The following is a 14,924-nucleotide window of genomic DNA, read 5'->3' on the forward strand; positions in this document are numbered from 1 at the left end:
CAAAGTAGTAGCGTCAAAAACAGATCGTTATAATACCAGCTTCATACATCGTTCTTCATAGTGCTAATTATAATCCGTAACTCGTTAGTATAAATAACATGGAGCAAAAAAAGTATTGGAAAGGCTTGGAGGAGTTGCACAATACCAAGGAACATCAGGAGATTGTGAATAACGAATTCAGAGAGGATCTGCCTTTTGAGGAGAGTGAAAGCCTGTTGAATGCTACTACCCCACGCAGGGACTTCCTGAAATACCTGGGGTTCACCACTGCAGCGGCTACCATCGCTGCCAGTTGTGAGATACCTGTGAAGAAAGCAATACCTTATGTAAATAAGCCTGAAGAAATCACTCCAGGTGTACCTAACTACTACGCTTCTACATATGCCGTTGATGGTGAGTTCGTTCCTTTGGTGGTGAAAACCCGCGAAGGTCGTCCAATTAAAGTGGATGGTAACGAATTGTCTTCTATCACTGGTACTTCCTCTACTGCAAGGGTACAGGGTTCTGTGTTGAGCCTGTACGATGCGGCCCGTCTGCGTTTCCCAACGATCGCAGGCGCTGAAACTACCTGGTCCGAACTGGACAAACAGGTAGGTGCTGCTCTCGCTGGTCTGGGTGGTGCTCCGGTTGTACTGCTGACTTCTACTATCATCAGCCCTTCTACTAAAAAAGTAATCGCTGGTTTCCAGGCAAAATATCCAGGCTTCCGTCATGTAACTTACGATGCAGTTTCTTACTCCGGTATGCTGCTGGCGAACGAAGCTTCTTATGGCAAGCGCACGCTTCCTGCTTACCACTTTGAGAATGCCAAAGTGATCGTGAGCCTGAACGCTGACTTCCTGGGTACCTGGTTAAACCCGGTTGAATATGCGAAGCAATACGGTGCTACACGTAAAATCGATGAGAAGAAGCCGGAAATGAGCAAACATTTCCACTTCGAGAGCATGATGAGTGTAACCGGTGCGAACGCAGACGAAAGATATACACACAAGCCTTCTGAAACCGGTGCTGTTGCCCTCGCCCTGCTGAATGCAGTAGGTGGTGCAGTAAGCGCTCCTGCCATTGCTGACAAGCGCCTGGCAGAAGGTATACAGAAAGCCGCTAAAGCCCTGCAGGCTAACAATGGTAAAGCCATCGTAGTAGCAGGCTCCAACGATGTGAACGTACAGATCATCGTAAACGCGATCAACAGCCAGATCGGTGCGAACGGTACAACTATCGACTGGAACGCTACTGTAAACTACCGTCAGGGTATCGATAGCGACATGGAAACACTGGTGAAAGATCTGAACGCAGGTACTGTGGGCGGTCTGTTCATCTACGGTGTAAACCCTAGCTACGACTACTACAATGCACAGGCTTTCACTGAAGGTCTGAAGAAAACCAAACTGACCGTTTCTTTCAACTCCCACAAAGACGAAACTTCCGAGAACGTTAAGTTCGCAGCTCCTGCTCACCACTTCCTCGAAAGCTGGGGTGATGCTGAAGGCCGCACCGGATATTTCTCCTTCATACAGCCTACCATCGCACCACTGTTCAAAACACGTGCATTCGAAGCAACCCTCCTGGCATGGAGTGGCAACACAACTGCCTGGGAAGATTTCCTGAAGAATGAGTGGATTGCTAAACTGGGTAGCCAGGAAGCATGGGATAAAGCACTGCAGGACGGTGTGATCGAACCTGCTACTGCGCCTGCTTTAGGCGGTGCTGCTTTTGCTGGTAATGTAGCTGATGCAGCTGCTAAGATCAACAGCGCTAAGAAAGGTGGCAAACTGGAACTGGTACTGTACGAAAAAGTAGCAATTGGTAACGGTAAGGAAGCCAACAACCCATGGTTGCAGGAAATGCCTGATCCAATCACCCGTGCTACATGGGATAACTACGCTGTAATCTCTAACACCCTCGCTAAAACTTTCGGTTCTGAGCTGGGTGATGATTACGAAATCAACAACGATAAGACTGTTCTGAAGATAAAAGCAAATGGTAAAGAAGTACTGTTACCATTGCTGATCCTGCCAGGTATTCACCCTGACGTGATCGCTATCGCAGTGGGTTATGGCCGTAACGCCAACGCAGGTAAAGCTGCTGCTGGTGTAGGTAAGAACGTTTACAACTTTGTAAGCTTCAATGGTACCACCCGCGACTACTTCTCTCCTGAAGTAGCAGTAGAAAAAACAAACCAGACTTACGAAATTGGTGTAACTCAAACACACAACAGTTACGAAGGTCGTCCTATCATCAAAGAAACTACCCTCGAAGAGTTCATCAAGAACCCGGAGGAAGTAAATGAAGACAGGAAAGAACTGGATCAATTCGGTTACGATCCGAAAAATCCACACGACTCTACCAGCAACTTCGTTAAGAATGGTACACTCTACCCGGATGTTCACCAATACCAGGGGATCAAATGGGGTATGTCAATTGACCTGAACACCTGTTTCGGCTGTGGTGCTTGTACCATCGCTTGTCAGGCTGAAAATAACGTATCAGTAGTTGGTAAAGAACAGGTGATCAAGGCGCACGAAATGCACTGGATCCGCATCGACCGTTACTTCAGCGGTGATGAGAACAATCCGGAAGTAGTGTTCCAGCCTATGCTGTGTCAACACTGTGACAACGCTCCATGTGAGAACGTTTGTCCGGTAGCAGCCACCAACCATAGCTCTGAAGGTATCAACCAGATGGCTTACAACCGTTGTATCGGTACTCGTTATTGCGCAAACAACTGTCCGTTCAAAGTACGTCGCTTCAACTGGAGAGACTGGAATGGTGCAGATAGCTTCGCTAACAACCTGTATGATGTAGGTGGTATGAACGATGACCTGACACGTATGGTACTGAACCCGGATGTAGTGGTTCGTAGCCGTGGTGTAATGGAAAAATGTTCTTTCTGCGTACAGAAATTACAGGATGCTAAACTGACAGCTAAGAAAGCGGGTCGTCCAATGAAGGATGGCGAAGCAAGAACTGCTTGTCAGCTGGCTTGTTCTGCAGATGCAATCGTATTCGGTAACGTAAACGATAAGGAAAGCCGTATCTATAAAGTGCGTAACGAAGAGCAGAAGAGCAGAATGTACTATGTACTGGAACAACTGCACGTACTGCCTTCCATCAACTACCTGGCTAAGATCAGAAACAAAGATGCTGAGCCTAAGGCAGAAGGTGAGAAGAAAGAAGCTGCTCATCATGAAGCATAGTCAGCGAAAGCTGGCTTTTTGCTAAAGAGAACGAAAGATTAACAGAGAGATAAAGTTTTAAGTTTAGAACAATAAAAGCTCCTTATTCTGAAGCGCAAGTCAAGGTTAGGGGTAAAAGCTTAAAGAATTATGCATTTAAAGTACGAATCCACACTAAGAGAACCATTAGTTGATGGGGAGAAGAATTACCACCAGGTAACTGAAGATATCATCAGTCCTATTGAAGGGAAGCCTGGTAAACTGTGGTATGTAGGCTTTTTCATTTCCGTAGCGCTGTTGTTATGGGGTGTATTCTCCGTAACCTGGGAAGTTTATTACGGTACCGGGGTGTGGAACCTGAATAAAACAATTGGATGGGGTTGGGATATTACCAACTTCGTATGGTGGGTAGGTATTGGTCACGCGGGTACGCTGATCTCTGCGATCCTCCTGCTGTTCCGCCAGGGATGGCGTACCGGGGTAAACCGTGCAGCAGAAGCGATGACGATCTTCGCGGTAATGTGTGCCGGTCAGTTCCCAATCTTCCACATGGGTCGTGTTTGGATGGCCTTCTTCGTATTGCCTTATCCAAATACACGCGGTCCGCTGTGGGTGAACTTTAACTCTCCCCTCCTCTGGGACGTATTTGCGATCTCTACTTACTTTACAGTATCTCTGCTGTTCTGGTATTCAGGTTTGCTGCCTGACTTTGCAACTGTACGTGACAGGGCAAAGACCAAACTGCGCAAGCTGCTGTATGGTGTAGCATCTTTCGGTTGGACCGGTTCTGCAAAACACTGGCAGCGTCATGAGGCACTGTCCCTGGTACTGGCAGGTCTGTCTACTCCACTGGTACTTTCTGTACACACTATCGTATCTTTTGACTTTGCAACTTCGGTTATACCTGGTTGGCATACTACCATCTTCCCTCCTTACTTCGTGGCGGGTGCGATCTTCTCCGGATTTGCAATGGTACAGACACTGCTGATCATTGTACGTAAAGTATTAGGTCTGGAAGATTACATTACCATGGGCCACATGGAAGCCATGAACAAGGTAATCGTACTGACCGGTTCTGTAGTAGGTTGTGCTTACCTGACTGAGCTCTTCATGGCATGGTATGCAGCAGTTCCTTACGAGTTTGCAACATTCTATAAATATCGCGCAGCGGGTCCGCTGGGTTGGTCTTACTGGATCATGATGACCTGTAACGTAATCACACCACAGGTATTCTGGTTCCGTAAAATGAGAAGAAACATCGTTGTAACCTTCGTGATGTCTATCATTGTAAACATCGGTATGTGGTTCGAGCGTTTCGTAATCATCTGTACTTCCCTGTATCGTGACTATCTGCCATCCAGCTGGAGCTACTATCGTCCATCCTGGCCAGAAGTTGGTTTCTACATGGGTACCTTCGGTCTGTTCTTCACCTGCTTCTTCCTGTTTGCTAAATACTTCCCGGTAATTGCAGTAGCTGAAATCAAGTTCGTACTGAAGACTACCGGCGAAAGCTTCAAGAGAGACAACATGGAGAAACTTGAGCCACTGTCCGATGAGCAATTCGCTCACGATCATGCTCATCATCATGACGACCACGGACATGCAGGTCATGCCGTAGCACATGCAGCGCACAATTAATATTGATAGCTGTAAGAAATCTGGACATAGACATTTTAGACTTAGAATTTTTTTAAACATATGGCGGTTAAAAATTTCGTTGTAGCAAGTTTTGATGATGAGGCGGTATTATTTCCGGCAGTTAAAAAAGTAAGAACTGCGGGCTACAAAATCCATGATGTGTACACACCATTTCCGGTGCATGGTCTTGATCATGCAATGGGTCTTCGTGAAACCAGCCTGCATACTGCCGGTTTCATATATGGTATCTGTGGTACTACAACAGCATTATCCTGCATGAGCTGGATCTTTACTTCAGACTGGCCGCTGAACATCGGTGGTAAGCCACACTTCCCATTACCGGCGTTCATTCCTATTACCTTCGAGTTGACAGTATTGTTCGCTGCGGTAGGTATGGTAATGACTTTCTGCTACCTGTGTAACCTAATGCCAGGTGTGAAAAAACACATCTTCCATCCACGTCAGACAGATGACCTGTTCGTAATGGCGATCGAGGTAACTGCTAAAACAAACGCCGAAGAAGTAAAAGCACTTCTTGCACAGGCGGGCGGTTTAGAAATAAACGAGCAGCGTGCAGAAGCAGGATGGTGGTACGGTCGTTTCGATCAGGATGATGAGCCTACCCTGTACAAGAACGCTCAGACTGCTGTAAACGCGTAAACAACGATTTAAGACTTCACTGTAAAGCAGACTTACAGAGAAGTTATACAGAATATAAGCTTGAATTATAATAAACAGATGAAAAGGACTTCCAACATATTGATCGCAGCTGCTTTGGTAAGTGGAGCTTTGGTATCGGTATCATGCAACAGGGGAGAGAATAACAGAAAGCCCGGAAGGATTTACATGCCTGACATGTACGAATCCCGTGCTTATGAGTTCTATAACGAGAAGGTATCATCTATGAAACCTGTAGATGGCACCGTGAAAAGAGGAGAGTTATTGCCTTACCATCTGAAAGCAGAAGATACTGCGTTAGCTAACGGTGTTAAAAATCCACTGATTCTGGCGAAAGCGGATCTGGAGGAAGGAAAACGTTTATTCAATATTTATTGCGGTATTTGCCACGGTACTAAGCTGGATGGTAATGGTCCACTGTATAAGGACGGAACTGGTCCTTATGTAGCAGCTCCTGCCAACCTGGCTAGTGGTGCAAAAGCCAGCTACAGCGAAGGTCGCCTGTTCCACGTAATGACTTATGGTTACAACGTGATGGGTAGCTACGCCAGCCAGCTGGATAGAACACAGCGTTGGAAAATTGCTGCCTATATCCGCAGTGTACAGAACGGCGGTGCAAACCCTCCTACCCTGGTAGATGGTGATGCAACTACCAAACCTGCAGCAGCACCGGCTGAAACTTCAGCAGCGGCGCCTGCTTCAGACAGCACTGCACATAAGTAATTGAATATAATTAGCATTAATCAAGTATTTTAATATACAGTAATGAAGGACCAATTTGTAGTACCGGCAAGATTAAAGACGACCAGCTTCGTGTTAATGGGGATTGGCTTGCTGACTTTGTTGATCGGATTTTTCGCATTTAGTGGTGAGCATGGCTCCACACGTTTCTGGGCTGGCCTCCTCCAGAACAGCTCTTTCTTTCTACTTGTAGTATTAGCCAGTACCTTCTTTATTGGTGCCACTACCCTGGCACATGGTGGCTGGCAGATTGCTTTCCGTCGCGTACCGGAGGCGATCTCAATGGCTGTTCCTGTATTAGGTATTATCTTCTTCGTGATCCTGATGTGCCTGATCTACGGAAAAGCTGGTCATATTTACCACTGGCTTGACAAAGAACACGTAGCTCACGATCCGATCCTGAGCTGGAAATCCGCGTTCCTCAACCCAACTTTCTTCACAGTAGCAGCGGTTCTGACTATCGGTCTCTGGATCCTGTTCACTATCAAGCTCCGCAACATGTCTCTCGAAGAAGATACATGGGATCTCTCTAAAGAAAGCGGCAAACGCATCCTCTGGAGAAATACTGTAATGTGCGGTGGCTTCGTAGTTATCTATGCACTGAGCGTAGGTTCTACTACCCCTTGGTTATGGTTGATGAGTATCGATGCACATTGGTACTCTACTATGTATAGCTGGTATACCTTCGTGAGCAGCTGGGTATCTGGTATCTCCCTGATCGCACTGTGGGTGATCTACCTGAAACGTCAGGGCCACCTGCCTTACGTAAGCGAAGAACACCTGCATGACCTGGGTAAACTTGCCTTCGGTTTCAGCATCTTCTGGACATACCTCTGGTTCTCCCAGTACATGCTGATCTGGTATGCTAACATGCCTGAAGAAATTATTTATTTCAAACCTCGCCTGTGGGGTGAGTGGAGACCTATCTTCTTCCTGAACCTGATCATCAACTTCATCACTCCGCTGTTGTTCCTGATGAGCAAGGATACTAAACGTAACTGGTCTTCTATGACTTTCATCACTGTACTGATCATCGGTGGTCACTGGATGGATTTCTGGCAGATGGTAGGTCCTGGTACTTATCAGCACCTGGTATTCCCTTGGTTCGAATTAGGTATAGGTGTAGGTTTCGTTGGTCTGATCATCTTCCTGGTATCAAGACAGCTGACTAAAGCTCCGCTGGTTCCAAAGAACCACCCTTATCTGAAAGAAAGTATTATACACCAGGCTTAATTGGCAATAATACCGCGAGATAGATTTAGGTAAAATCGTAAAGCATTAGATAACATAATTATTCAAAATAGCAATGTCAGGATATTTAGCAGTCTTAGTAGTTGTGCTCATATTCGTAGTCATCTTCCAGATTGCGAAGGCCAGCGAATATGTGTCGATATTAAAGGGAGAAAAGAAGTCGCGCCAGCAATCTAACAAGGTGAACGGCTTCCTGATGATCGTGTTCCTGGTGGTAGGCCTGATAGGTGTTTACTACTGTAATGAATTACTGAAAGGTAAAATTGGTGTTGAATCAGCATCTGTTCAGGGTGAAGGTATCGACAGCATGATTAAATGGACACTGGTTATCACTGGTATCGTTTTCGTTATCACCCAGATCCTCCTTTTCTGGTTCGCATACAAGTACCAGGAAAAAGAAGGCCAGAAAGCTTTCTATTTCCCGCATAACAATAAACTGGAATTGATCTGGACCGTAATTCCTGCTATCACACTGACCATTCTGGTAGCATTCGGGTTAAGACACTGGTTCCGCCTCACTTCCGATGCACCAAAAGATGCAATGGTAGTAGAAGTAACCGGTAAGCAATTCAACTGGCTGGTTCGTTACCCTGGTAAAGACGGTCAGCTCGGTCGTAAATTCTTCAAAAACATCAATGATGCAAACAATCCTGTAGGTCAGGATTGGGATGATCAGCTGAATAAAGATGACTTCATGGCCACAGAAATTCACCTGGTAGTTAACAAACCAGTGAAGTTCATCATCGGTAGCCGTGATGTAATCCATGACGTAGGTCTGTCTGCTTTCCGTATGAAAATGGATGCTGTTCCAGGTATCCCTACCACCCTGTGGGTAACGCCTAAGTTCACCACCAAGGAAATGAAAGAAAAGACAGACAATCCTGATTACGTGTACGAACTCTCCTGCGACCAGATGTGTGGTAAAGGCCACTACTCCATGAAAGCAAATATCGTGGTGGAAACACAGGAAGAATTCGATGCATGGGCTGCAAAACAGAAAGCGCAATACGATGTAGCGCATGAGAGCACAACTCCAGCTCCAGCTTCAGCACCTGCAGCAGATAGCACCCAAAAAGCAGTGGCTAAGAAATAGTGTAAGCGCAATTTGTAGCCAGAGAAAATATTTTTAGACGCACACAAGACGCACAGGACATTTAAAATAATTGTAAGAAAAACTGAACGCACATCAGTTTTATATAAACAGCACCGATTATGAGTAACGAAGCAACATTGCACGGTCAACAGGAGGTTATGCACGGCGCCCACGCGCACGATCATGGCCATGGTCATGACGATCATGAGCACCATGAAGGCGGCTTCATTTCGAAGTATGTTTTCAGCTTTGATCACAAAACTATCGCAAAGCAGTTTCTGATTACCGGTATCATCTGGGCTATCATTGGTGCTTTCTTCTCCGTACTGTTCCGTTTGCAACTGGGGTTCCCCGATGCTACTTTCCCATGGATGGAAAGCATACTGGGACATTGGGCTAAAGGTGGCCGTATTACAGACGAAGCGTACTATGCATTGGTAACCATGCACGGTACAATCCTCGTATTCTTTGTATTAACTGCCGGTTTGAGCGGTACCTTCTCCAACCTGCTGATTCCTCTGCAGGTAGGTGCCCGCGATATGGCTTCTCCTTTCATGAACATGCTGAGCTACTGGTTCTTCTTCCTGGCCAGCGTGGTGATGATGAGCTCCCTGTTTGTACAGACCGGTCCTGCTTCTGGTGGTTGGACCTCTTATCCTCCACTGAGTGCACTGGGCGATGCTTCTATCGGTTCTAAAATAGGTATGGACCTCTGGCTGGCTGCTATGGCGCTGTTCGTAGTATCTCAGCTGCTGGGTGGTCTGAACTATATCTCTACTATTCTGAACATGCGTACCAAAGGTATGACGATGACCAAGATGCCACTGACTGTATGGGGCTTCTTCTTCACTGCCGTACTGGGTGTACTTTCCTTCCCTGTATTACTGTCAGGTTTCATCCTGCTGCTGTTCGACCGCCACGGTGGTACCAGCTTCTATCTGAGCGAACTGTTCGTAGCAGGTAAAGCACTGAGCAACGAAGGTGGTTCTGCTATCCTGTACCAGCACTTATTCTGGTTCCTGGGTCACCCTGAAGTATATATCATCATCCTCCCTGCAATGGGTATGGTATCTGAAGTAATGGCGGTGAACTCCCGCAAACCTATCTTCGGTTACCTGGCGATGGTGGGTTCCATGTTCGCGATCGTTATCCTGGCCTTCCTGGTATGGGCACACCACATGTTCGTAACTGGTCTGAACCCGTTCCTTGGTGCCTTCTTCGTACTGTTGACATTGCTGATTGCAGTACCATCTGCGATCAAGGTGTTCAACTGGATCACTACCATCTGGAGAGGTAACATCCGTTTTACACCTGGTATGCTGTTCTCTATCGGTTTCGTGAGCACATTCATCTCCGGTGGTCTGACTGGTATCTGGCTGGGTAACTCCTCTATCGATATTCACCTGCACGATACATATTTCGTAATCGCGCACTTCCATATAGTAATGGGTGTATCTGCCTTCTTCGGTACCTTCGCCGGTGTTTACCACTGGTTCCCGAAAATGTTCGGCCGTTACATGAACAATACCCTTTCTTACATCCACTTCTGGATCACCCTGTGCGGTGCTTACCTGATCTTCTGGCCAATGCACTATGAAGGTCTGGTGGGTATGCCAAGAAGGTATTATGACTACTCTACCTGGGAGTCTTTCAAACAGTTCGCTGACCTGAACCACTTCATCTCTATCGTGGTGATCCTGGTATTCGCTACACAGCTCCTGTTTGTATTCAACTTCTTCTATAGCATCTTCAAGGGTCGTAAATTAACTACCCAGAACCCATGGAGCGCAACTACACTGGAATGGACTACTCCAATCAATCCTGGTCACGGTAACTGGCCTGGTGAGATCCCGGAAGTTCACCGTTGGGCTTATGACTACAGCAAGGATGGTCAGGACTTCATTCCGCAGACCGTTCCGCTGACTGATGCTGAAAAAGCTAATGGCGGTCACTAATCCTGACCTGCCGGTTGTCCTCCCCTCCAAAAAGGGAGGACAACTCCAAAACAAAAGTGAAGATTGATATTTTTGGACCCCTGTGAAAGCGCACACATCACAGAATTGGACTAAGAAGAAATGATAAGAGAAAACTCCATAAAATTGTCGTTGTCGTATGCTGTGACCAGTAAAGTGAAGGATTATTCTCAGCTGATGAAGTTTAACCTGACCTTTATGGTTGTGTTCTCCAGTGTAGTAGGATATCTCCTTGTACCTGGAGTGGAGTTTTCGTTAATTAAGATCATTGAATTATTTGCCGGTGGTTTGTTAGTGTCCGGCTCAGCAAATACCATCAATCAGTTAATCGAAGTAGAGACAGACAAGCTGATGAAGCGTACAGCCGTAAGGCCATTGCCTTCAGGTCGTGTGTCAGAAACTGAAGCCAGGGTACTGGCCTTTGTAACAGCTATCTCCGGGGTACTGATCATGGCATGGGCATTCAACTGGCTGAGCGCTGGTTTGAGTCTCCTATCGCTGGTAGTGTATGCATTTATCTATACACCCTGGAAAAAATGGAATTCACTGGCAGTACTGGTGGGAGCTATTCCGGGAGCGATGCCATTATTGATTGGCTGGGCAGCAGGAGCTGATGAACTGGGCGCTGGCGGATGGTCATTATATGCCTTGCAGTTCGTATGGCAGTTCCCTCACTTCTGGGCAATTGCATGGATCGGGCATAATGATTACAAAACAGCCGGTTTCAAATTATTACCAAACGGTTCAGAGCCAAACAGGATGATCGCTATTCAGGCAGTGATGTATACCTTCCTCCTGATCCCATTAGGCTTTCTTCCGTACCTCTTTGGAGTAAGTGGTGGTATTTCGGCAATCATCGTATTGCTGGCTACACTCTTCTTCCTCTACCGTGCAATCAATCTGTACAGGAAATGTGATGCACCCGCAGCGCGTAAGCTGATGTTTGGTTCTTACATTTACCTCACAATAATGCAGCTGGCATTATTAGCAGATAAAGTGCATAACATTTAATAAGGTTTTAAAGACAAAATAGTGATGCAGGCAATGAGTTTACAACAACGCAAAAAGATACATCCACACAAATATTCCCTATGGATCGCTATGGGGAGTATCACCATGATGTTTATTGGTTTTACCAGTGCGTATGTTGTAAAGCGATCGCAAGCAAACTGGATCACGTTCGATCTGCCTATGATCTTCTGGGCAAGTACAGCAGTTATCCTGACTAGTAGTGTAACTATTCAGCTGGCTGTTAGGCAGTTCAGAAACAGACATATGCAGGCATACAAACAGCTGATCACGCTGACCGCCGTATTAGGAATAGCTTTTGCGGTTTGTCAATGGATTGGGTTTTCACAGATGACAGCGAGAGGACTACCTTTGAATGGTCCGGCATCTGCGTCCTTCATTTATGTGATAGTAGGTGTACACCTGCTGCACGTACTGGGCGGTGTGGTTGCTTTACTGATCATGTTTGGCAGGGCTTTCAGAACAAAAGTATTAAGCTATAGTTCAGTTCCAATTGAGGTAGCTTCTACATACTGGCACTTTGTAGACATTCTGTGGATTTACCTCTTGATTTTTCTGAGTATCGCCAGATAAACTTTCTAAAAATTAATTTACAAAACAAACAATGGATACAGCAGTTACAGCGAAGAAAAAATGGTGGTCCGGGGGACATTCTCCTTTTAATGTGAGCTACGGAAAGTTGATGATGTGGTACTTCCTGTTGTCAGATGCGTTCACTTTTGGAGCATTGTTGATATCATATGGAACTATCCGTTTCATGAGTACTTCATGGCCTGACCCTAACGAAGTGTTCCGTTCTTTCCCAGGTATGGGTGAAAGACACATTCCAATGGGATTTGTGAGCTTGATGACATTCATTCTGATCATGAGCTCTGTAACCATGGTTTTGGCTGTACATGCTGGTCACCAGCGTCGTCAGAAAGACGTAGTGAAATGGCTGGTTTGGACAATCATCGGTGGTATTGCGTTCCTGAGCTGCCAGGCATGGGAATGGACACACCTGTGGCACGAAGGTGCATGGTGGGGTCAAAATCCTTTCCTGAATGCTGATGGTACCGCTGCTTCCAGCAACTTCACTAACTTCTTCTTTACAATCACCGGTTTCCACGGTCTGCACGTAACTTCCGGTGTGATCCTGAACATCGTTATCCTGTCCAATGTACTGAAAGGTACTTATGAGAACAGAGGTCACTACGAAATGGTGGAGAAGGTTGGTCTGTACTGGCACTTTGTAGATCTGGTTTGGGTATTCGTATTCACCTGTTTCTACCTGCTCTAATCGGAATTGAGAATTTAGTAAATTGGAATTTTAAAAAGAGAACACATGTCAAATACACATACAGACGCAGGTCAGGACGTTCACGTAGCAGATAGCTCTACCAAGACCATCTGGAGAACGTTTTGGATTTTATTAGGTATCACCGTTTTCGAAATCGCGATCGCTTTGGCGCACATGCAATTTCATTGGCCTAAATTACCGGTAAACTCCCTGTTCATTATCCTGACTATCGTAAAGGCATTCTTTATCGTAGCAGAATTCATGCACCTTGGCCACGAGATCAAGAACCTGATCATGACAGTCCTGATGCCATTGCTGTTGTTTGTCTGGTTTATCATCGCTTTCCTCGCTGATGGTGATTCCTGGAAGAACATGCGTAAAGACCTGGCTCCAGGTACGCCAAAACCAGCAGAGAAAGTGCAGGTGATCGAGCATGAGGGTGGACATCACGAATAATTCAGATTACTGGTATTGCCTCATTTAGTATTTTGATAAAAAATGGCCCGTTGCCTGTTTATGTCTGCGGCCGGCTTTCAATCGAAAATGAGTTAATCACTACTTATACTATTACGCTTTACATGATCCCCAGCGATGCGGATATTGTAAAGCGTAATTTTTTATTCACACTTAATACCATACGCCATCACACAGAAAGGACTTTTAGGATTAGTACTCGCCGTGCTGTTGCCATTGGTGGGCTACCTGATAGTAGATCACTATCGGGAAGATGCAGTACCACTCCCCCGCCATTACGTGGCGGAGCGTGTAGATACGGTGATCAAAGATGGGAAGAAAACATACGATACCATCTACCATACAGTAAAGGATTTCACGTTTACTGACCAGATGGGCAAGCAGGTATCCCTGCATGATGTGCCTAACAAAATGGTGCTGGTCAATTTCTTCTTTACCAGCTGTCCCAGTATTTGCCCTGTTATGATGTCAAATCTGGAAAGGCTGCAGAAAGCGTATATAAAAAGCGATACGCTGCTGCAACTGTTTTCGCTGACAGTAGACCCGGAAAGAGATTCGTCGGAAACCTTACGTCAGTATGGGTTGAAGCATGGTATCAATCCGGACAACTGGTGGTTGCTCACAGGTAGCAAAAAGGATATTTATGATCTGGCCCGACACGAATTTTTTGTGAGCGTAACGGATGGTGATGGCGGACCAGATGATTTTATTCATACAGAAAAGCTGATCTTACTGGACAAGGACCGCCATATCAGGGGATATTATGATGGAACAGATAGTAATGTGATCCGTCAGATAGCAAATGATATCGCAGTATTGCACCTGGAGAAAGCAAAGAATCGTCCTCCCTTCCTGAAGAGGATATTGAATCCAGGCACTGAATAAGTAAATTATAAAAATGAAAAGTAAGTAAGAAAGTGAAATGTGTGGACGCTGAACAATAGCGTTGCCGTTTCACTTTTTTTGCTTTAAATATCCGGATATGAGTCTTACAAACAAAAATCTAAACCTGCCTATTGCAATAGTATCCATCGCAATACCGGTAGTAGTGGCACTCCTGATGTTCCTGCCACGTCAGCATATGGAAGCAGGGTTCAATGTAACGGTATTGCCGCTGTTCCATGCAGCGCTGAATTCAGCAACGGCAGTGTTGCTTTTGGCGAGCCTGTATTTCATTAAAACAAAGCACATAAAGGCACATAAAATAGCCAACCTGATTGCAGTTGCATTGTCAGCAATCTTCCTGGTATCGTATGTGACGTATCACTTCTTCGTGAAGTCTACAATGTTTGGTGATGTGAACCATGATTACATTGTAACAGAAGCAGAGAAAGCCGCCGCAGGTGGATTGAGATATGTATATTTCTTTATTCTCATCACGCATATTGTACTGGCGGGTATTATTGTTCCGCTGGTGTTGTTTACATTGCTGCGTGGATTCCAGAATGACTTTGAAAAGCATAAGAAGATTGCGAGAATCACCTGGCCGATCTGGTTTTATGTGGCAGTGACCGGTGTGATTGTTTATGTGATGATCTCGCCTTATTATTGATTCCGGCAACCTTGTCAGGCAAAAGAATCCTTGTATTTCT

General features: G+C 45.8%; 13 protein-coding genes. All 13 read left to right on the forward strand.

What is annotated here, in order from left to right; genetic code table 11:
- The first annotated feature begins 98 nt into the window (after nucleotides 1-98).
- The 13 genes from ABDW33_RS09350 to ABDW33_RS09410 all read left to right on the forward strand — a co-directional run bounded on the left by ABDW33_RS09350 (nucleotide 99) and on the right by ABDW33_RS09410 (nucleotide 14,884).
- Complete coding sequence (locus ABDW33_RS09350; RefSeq protein WP_343689792.1) at nucleotides 99-3,197, forward strand: TAT-variant-translocated molybdopterin oxidoreductase; 3,099 nt, start codon at nucleotides 99-101, stop codon at nucleotides 3,195-3,197.
- A gap of 129 nt (nucleotides 3,198-3,326) precedes the next feature.
- Entirely contained in the window at nucleotides 3,327-4,814 is a 1,488-nt protein-coding gene (gene nrfD, locus ABDW33_RS09355; protein ID WP_343689793.1) for an NrfD/PsrC family molybdoenzyme membrane anchor subunit, read from the forward strand.
- A gap of 60 nt (nucleotides 4,815-4,874) precedes the next feature.
- Nucleotides 4,875-5,474, forward strand: coding sequence for a DUF3341 domain-containing protein (locus ABDW33_RS09360; protein WP_343689794.1), 600 nt, complete (start codon nucleotides 4,875-4,877; stop codon nucleotides 5,472-5,474).
- Nucleotides 5,475-5,552: 78 nt separating this feature from the next.
- Nucleotides 5,553-6,215 (forward strand): cytochrome c, encoded by a 663-nt coding sequence (locus tag ABDW33_RS09365; protein ID WP_343689795.1) that lies wholly within the window; start codon nucleotides 5,553-5,555, stop codon nucleotides 6,213-6,215.
- A gap of 42 nt (nucleotides 6,216-6,257) precedes the next feature.
- Nucleotides 6,258-7,466 carry a quinol:cytochrome C oxidoreductase gene (locus ABDW33_RS09370; protein ID WP_343689796.1) on the forward strand — a complete coding sequence of 403 codons (1,209 nt, stop codon included), beginning with the start codon at nucleotides 6,258-6,260 and terminating at the stop codon, nucleotides 7,464-7,466.
- Nucleotides 7,467-7,539: 73 nt separating this feature from the next.
- The gene (locus ABDW33_RS09375) at nucleotides 7,540-8,577 is read left to right on the forward strand and encodes a cytochrome c oxidase subunit II (RefSeq protein WP_343689797.1); all 1,038 of its coding nucleotides are present in this window, start codon (nucleotides 7,540-7,542) and stop codon (nucleotides 8,575-8,577) included.
- A 119-nt stretch (nucleotides 8,578-8,696) separates the two neighbouring features.
- Nucleotides 8,697-10,532 (forward strand): cbb3-type cytochrome c oxidase subunit I, encoded by a 1,836-nt coding sequence (locus ABDW33_RS09380; RefSeq protein ID WP_343689798.1) that lies wholly within the window; start codon nucleotides 8,697-8,699, stop codon nucleotides 10,530-10,532.
- A 120-nt stretch (nucleotides 10,533-10,652) separates the two neighbouring features.
- A complete protein-coding gene (gene cyoE / locus ABDW33_RS09385; protein WP_343689799.1) occupies nucleotides 10,653-11,561 on the forward strand; it encodes a heme o synthase in 909 nt (302 codons plus the stop codon).
- A 33-nt stretch (nucleotides 11,562-11,594) separates the two neighbouring features.
- Complete coding sequence (locus tag ABDW33_RS09390; RefSeq protein WP_343689800.1) at nucleotides 11,595-12,152, forward strand: cytochrome c oxidase subunit 3; 558 nt, start codon at nucleotides 11,595-11,597, stop codon at nucleotides 12,150-12,152.
- A 31-nt stretch (nucleotides 12,153-12,183) separates the two neighbouring features.
- Nucleotides 12,184-12,858: a cytochrome c oxidase subunit 3 gene (locus tag ABDW33_RS09395; protein ID WP_343689801.1), complete on the forward strand. Its 675-nt coding sequence runs from the start codon at nucleotides 12,184-12,186 to the stop codon at nucleotides 12,856-12,858.
- Between the two features lie 45 nt (nucleotides 12,859-12,903).
- A complete protein-coding gene (locus ABDW33_RS09400) occupies nucleotides 12,904-13,314 on the forward strand; it encodes a cytochrome C oxidase subunit IV family protein (protein ID WP_343689802.1) in 411 nt (136 codons plus the stop codon).
- A 222-nt stretch (nucleotides 13,315-13,536) separates the two neighbouring features.
- Nucleotides 13,537-14,217, forward strand: coding sequence for an SCO family protein (locus ABDW33_RS09405; RefSeq protein WP_343689803.1), 681 nt, complete (start codon nucleotides 13,537-13,539; stop codon nucleotides 14,215-14,217).
- A 97-nt stretch (nucleotides 14,218-14,314) separates the two neighbouring features.
- The gene (locus ABDW33_RS09410) at nucleotides 14,315-14,884 is read left to right on the forward strand and encodes a DUF420 domain-containing protein (protein ID WP_343689804.1); all 570 of its coding nucleotides are present in this window, start codon (nucleotides 14,315-14,317) and stop codon (nucleotides 14,882-14,884) included.
- The last annotated feature ends 40 nt before the right edge of the window (nucleotides 14,885-14,924 follow it).

This window comes from Chitinophaga sp. (assembly GCF_039596155.1).
Taxonomy (GTDB): domain Bacteria; phylum Bacteroidota; class Bacteroidia; order Chitinophagales; family Chitinophagaceae; genus Chitinophaga.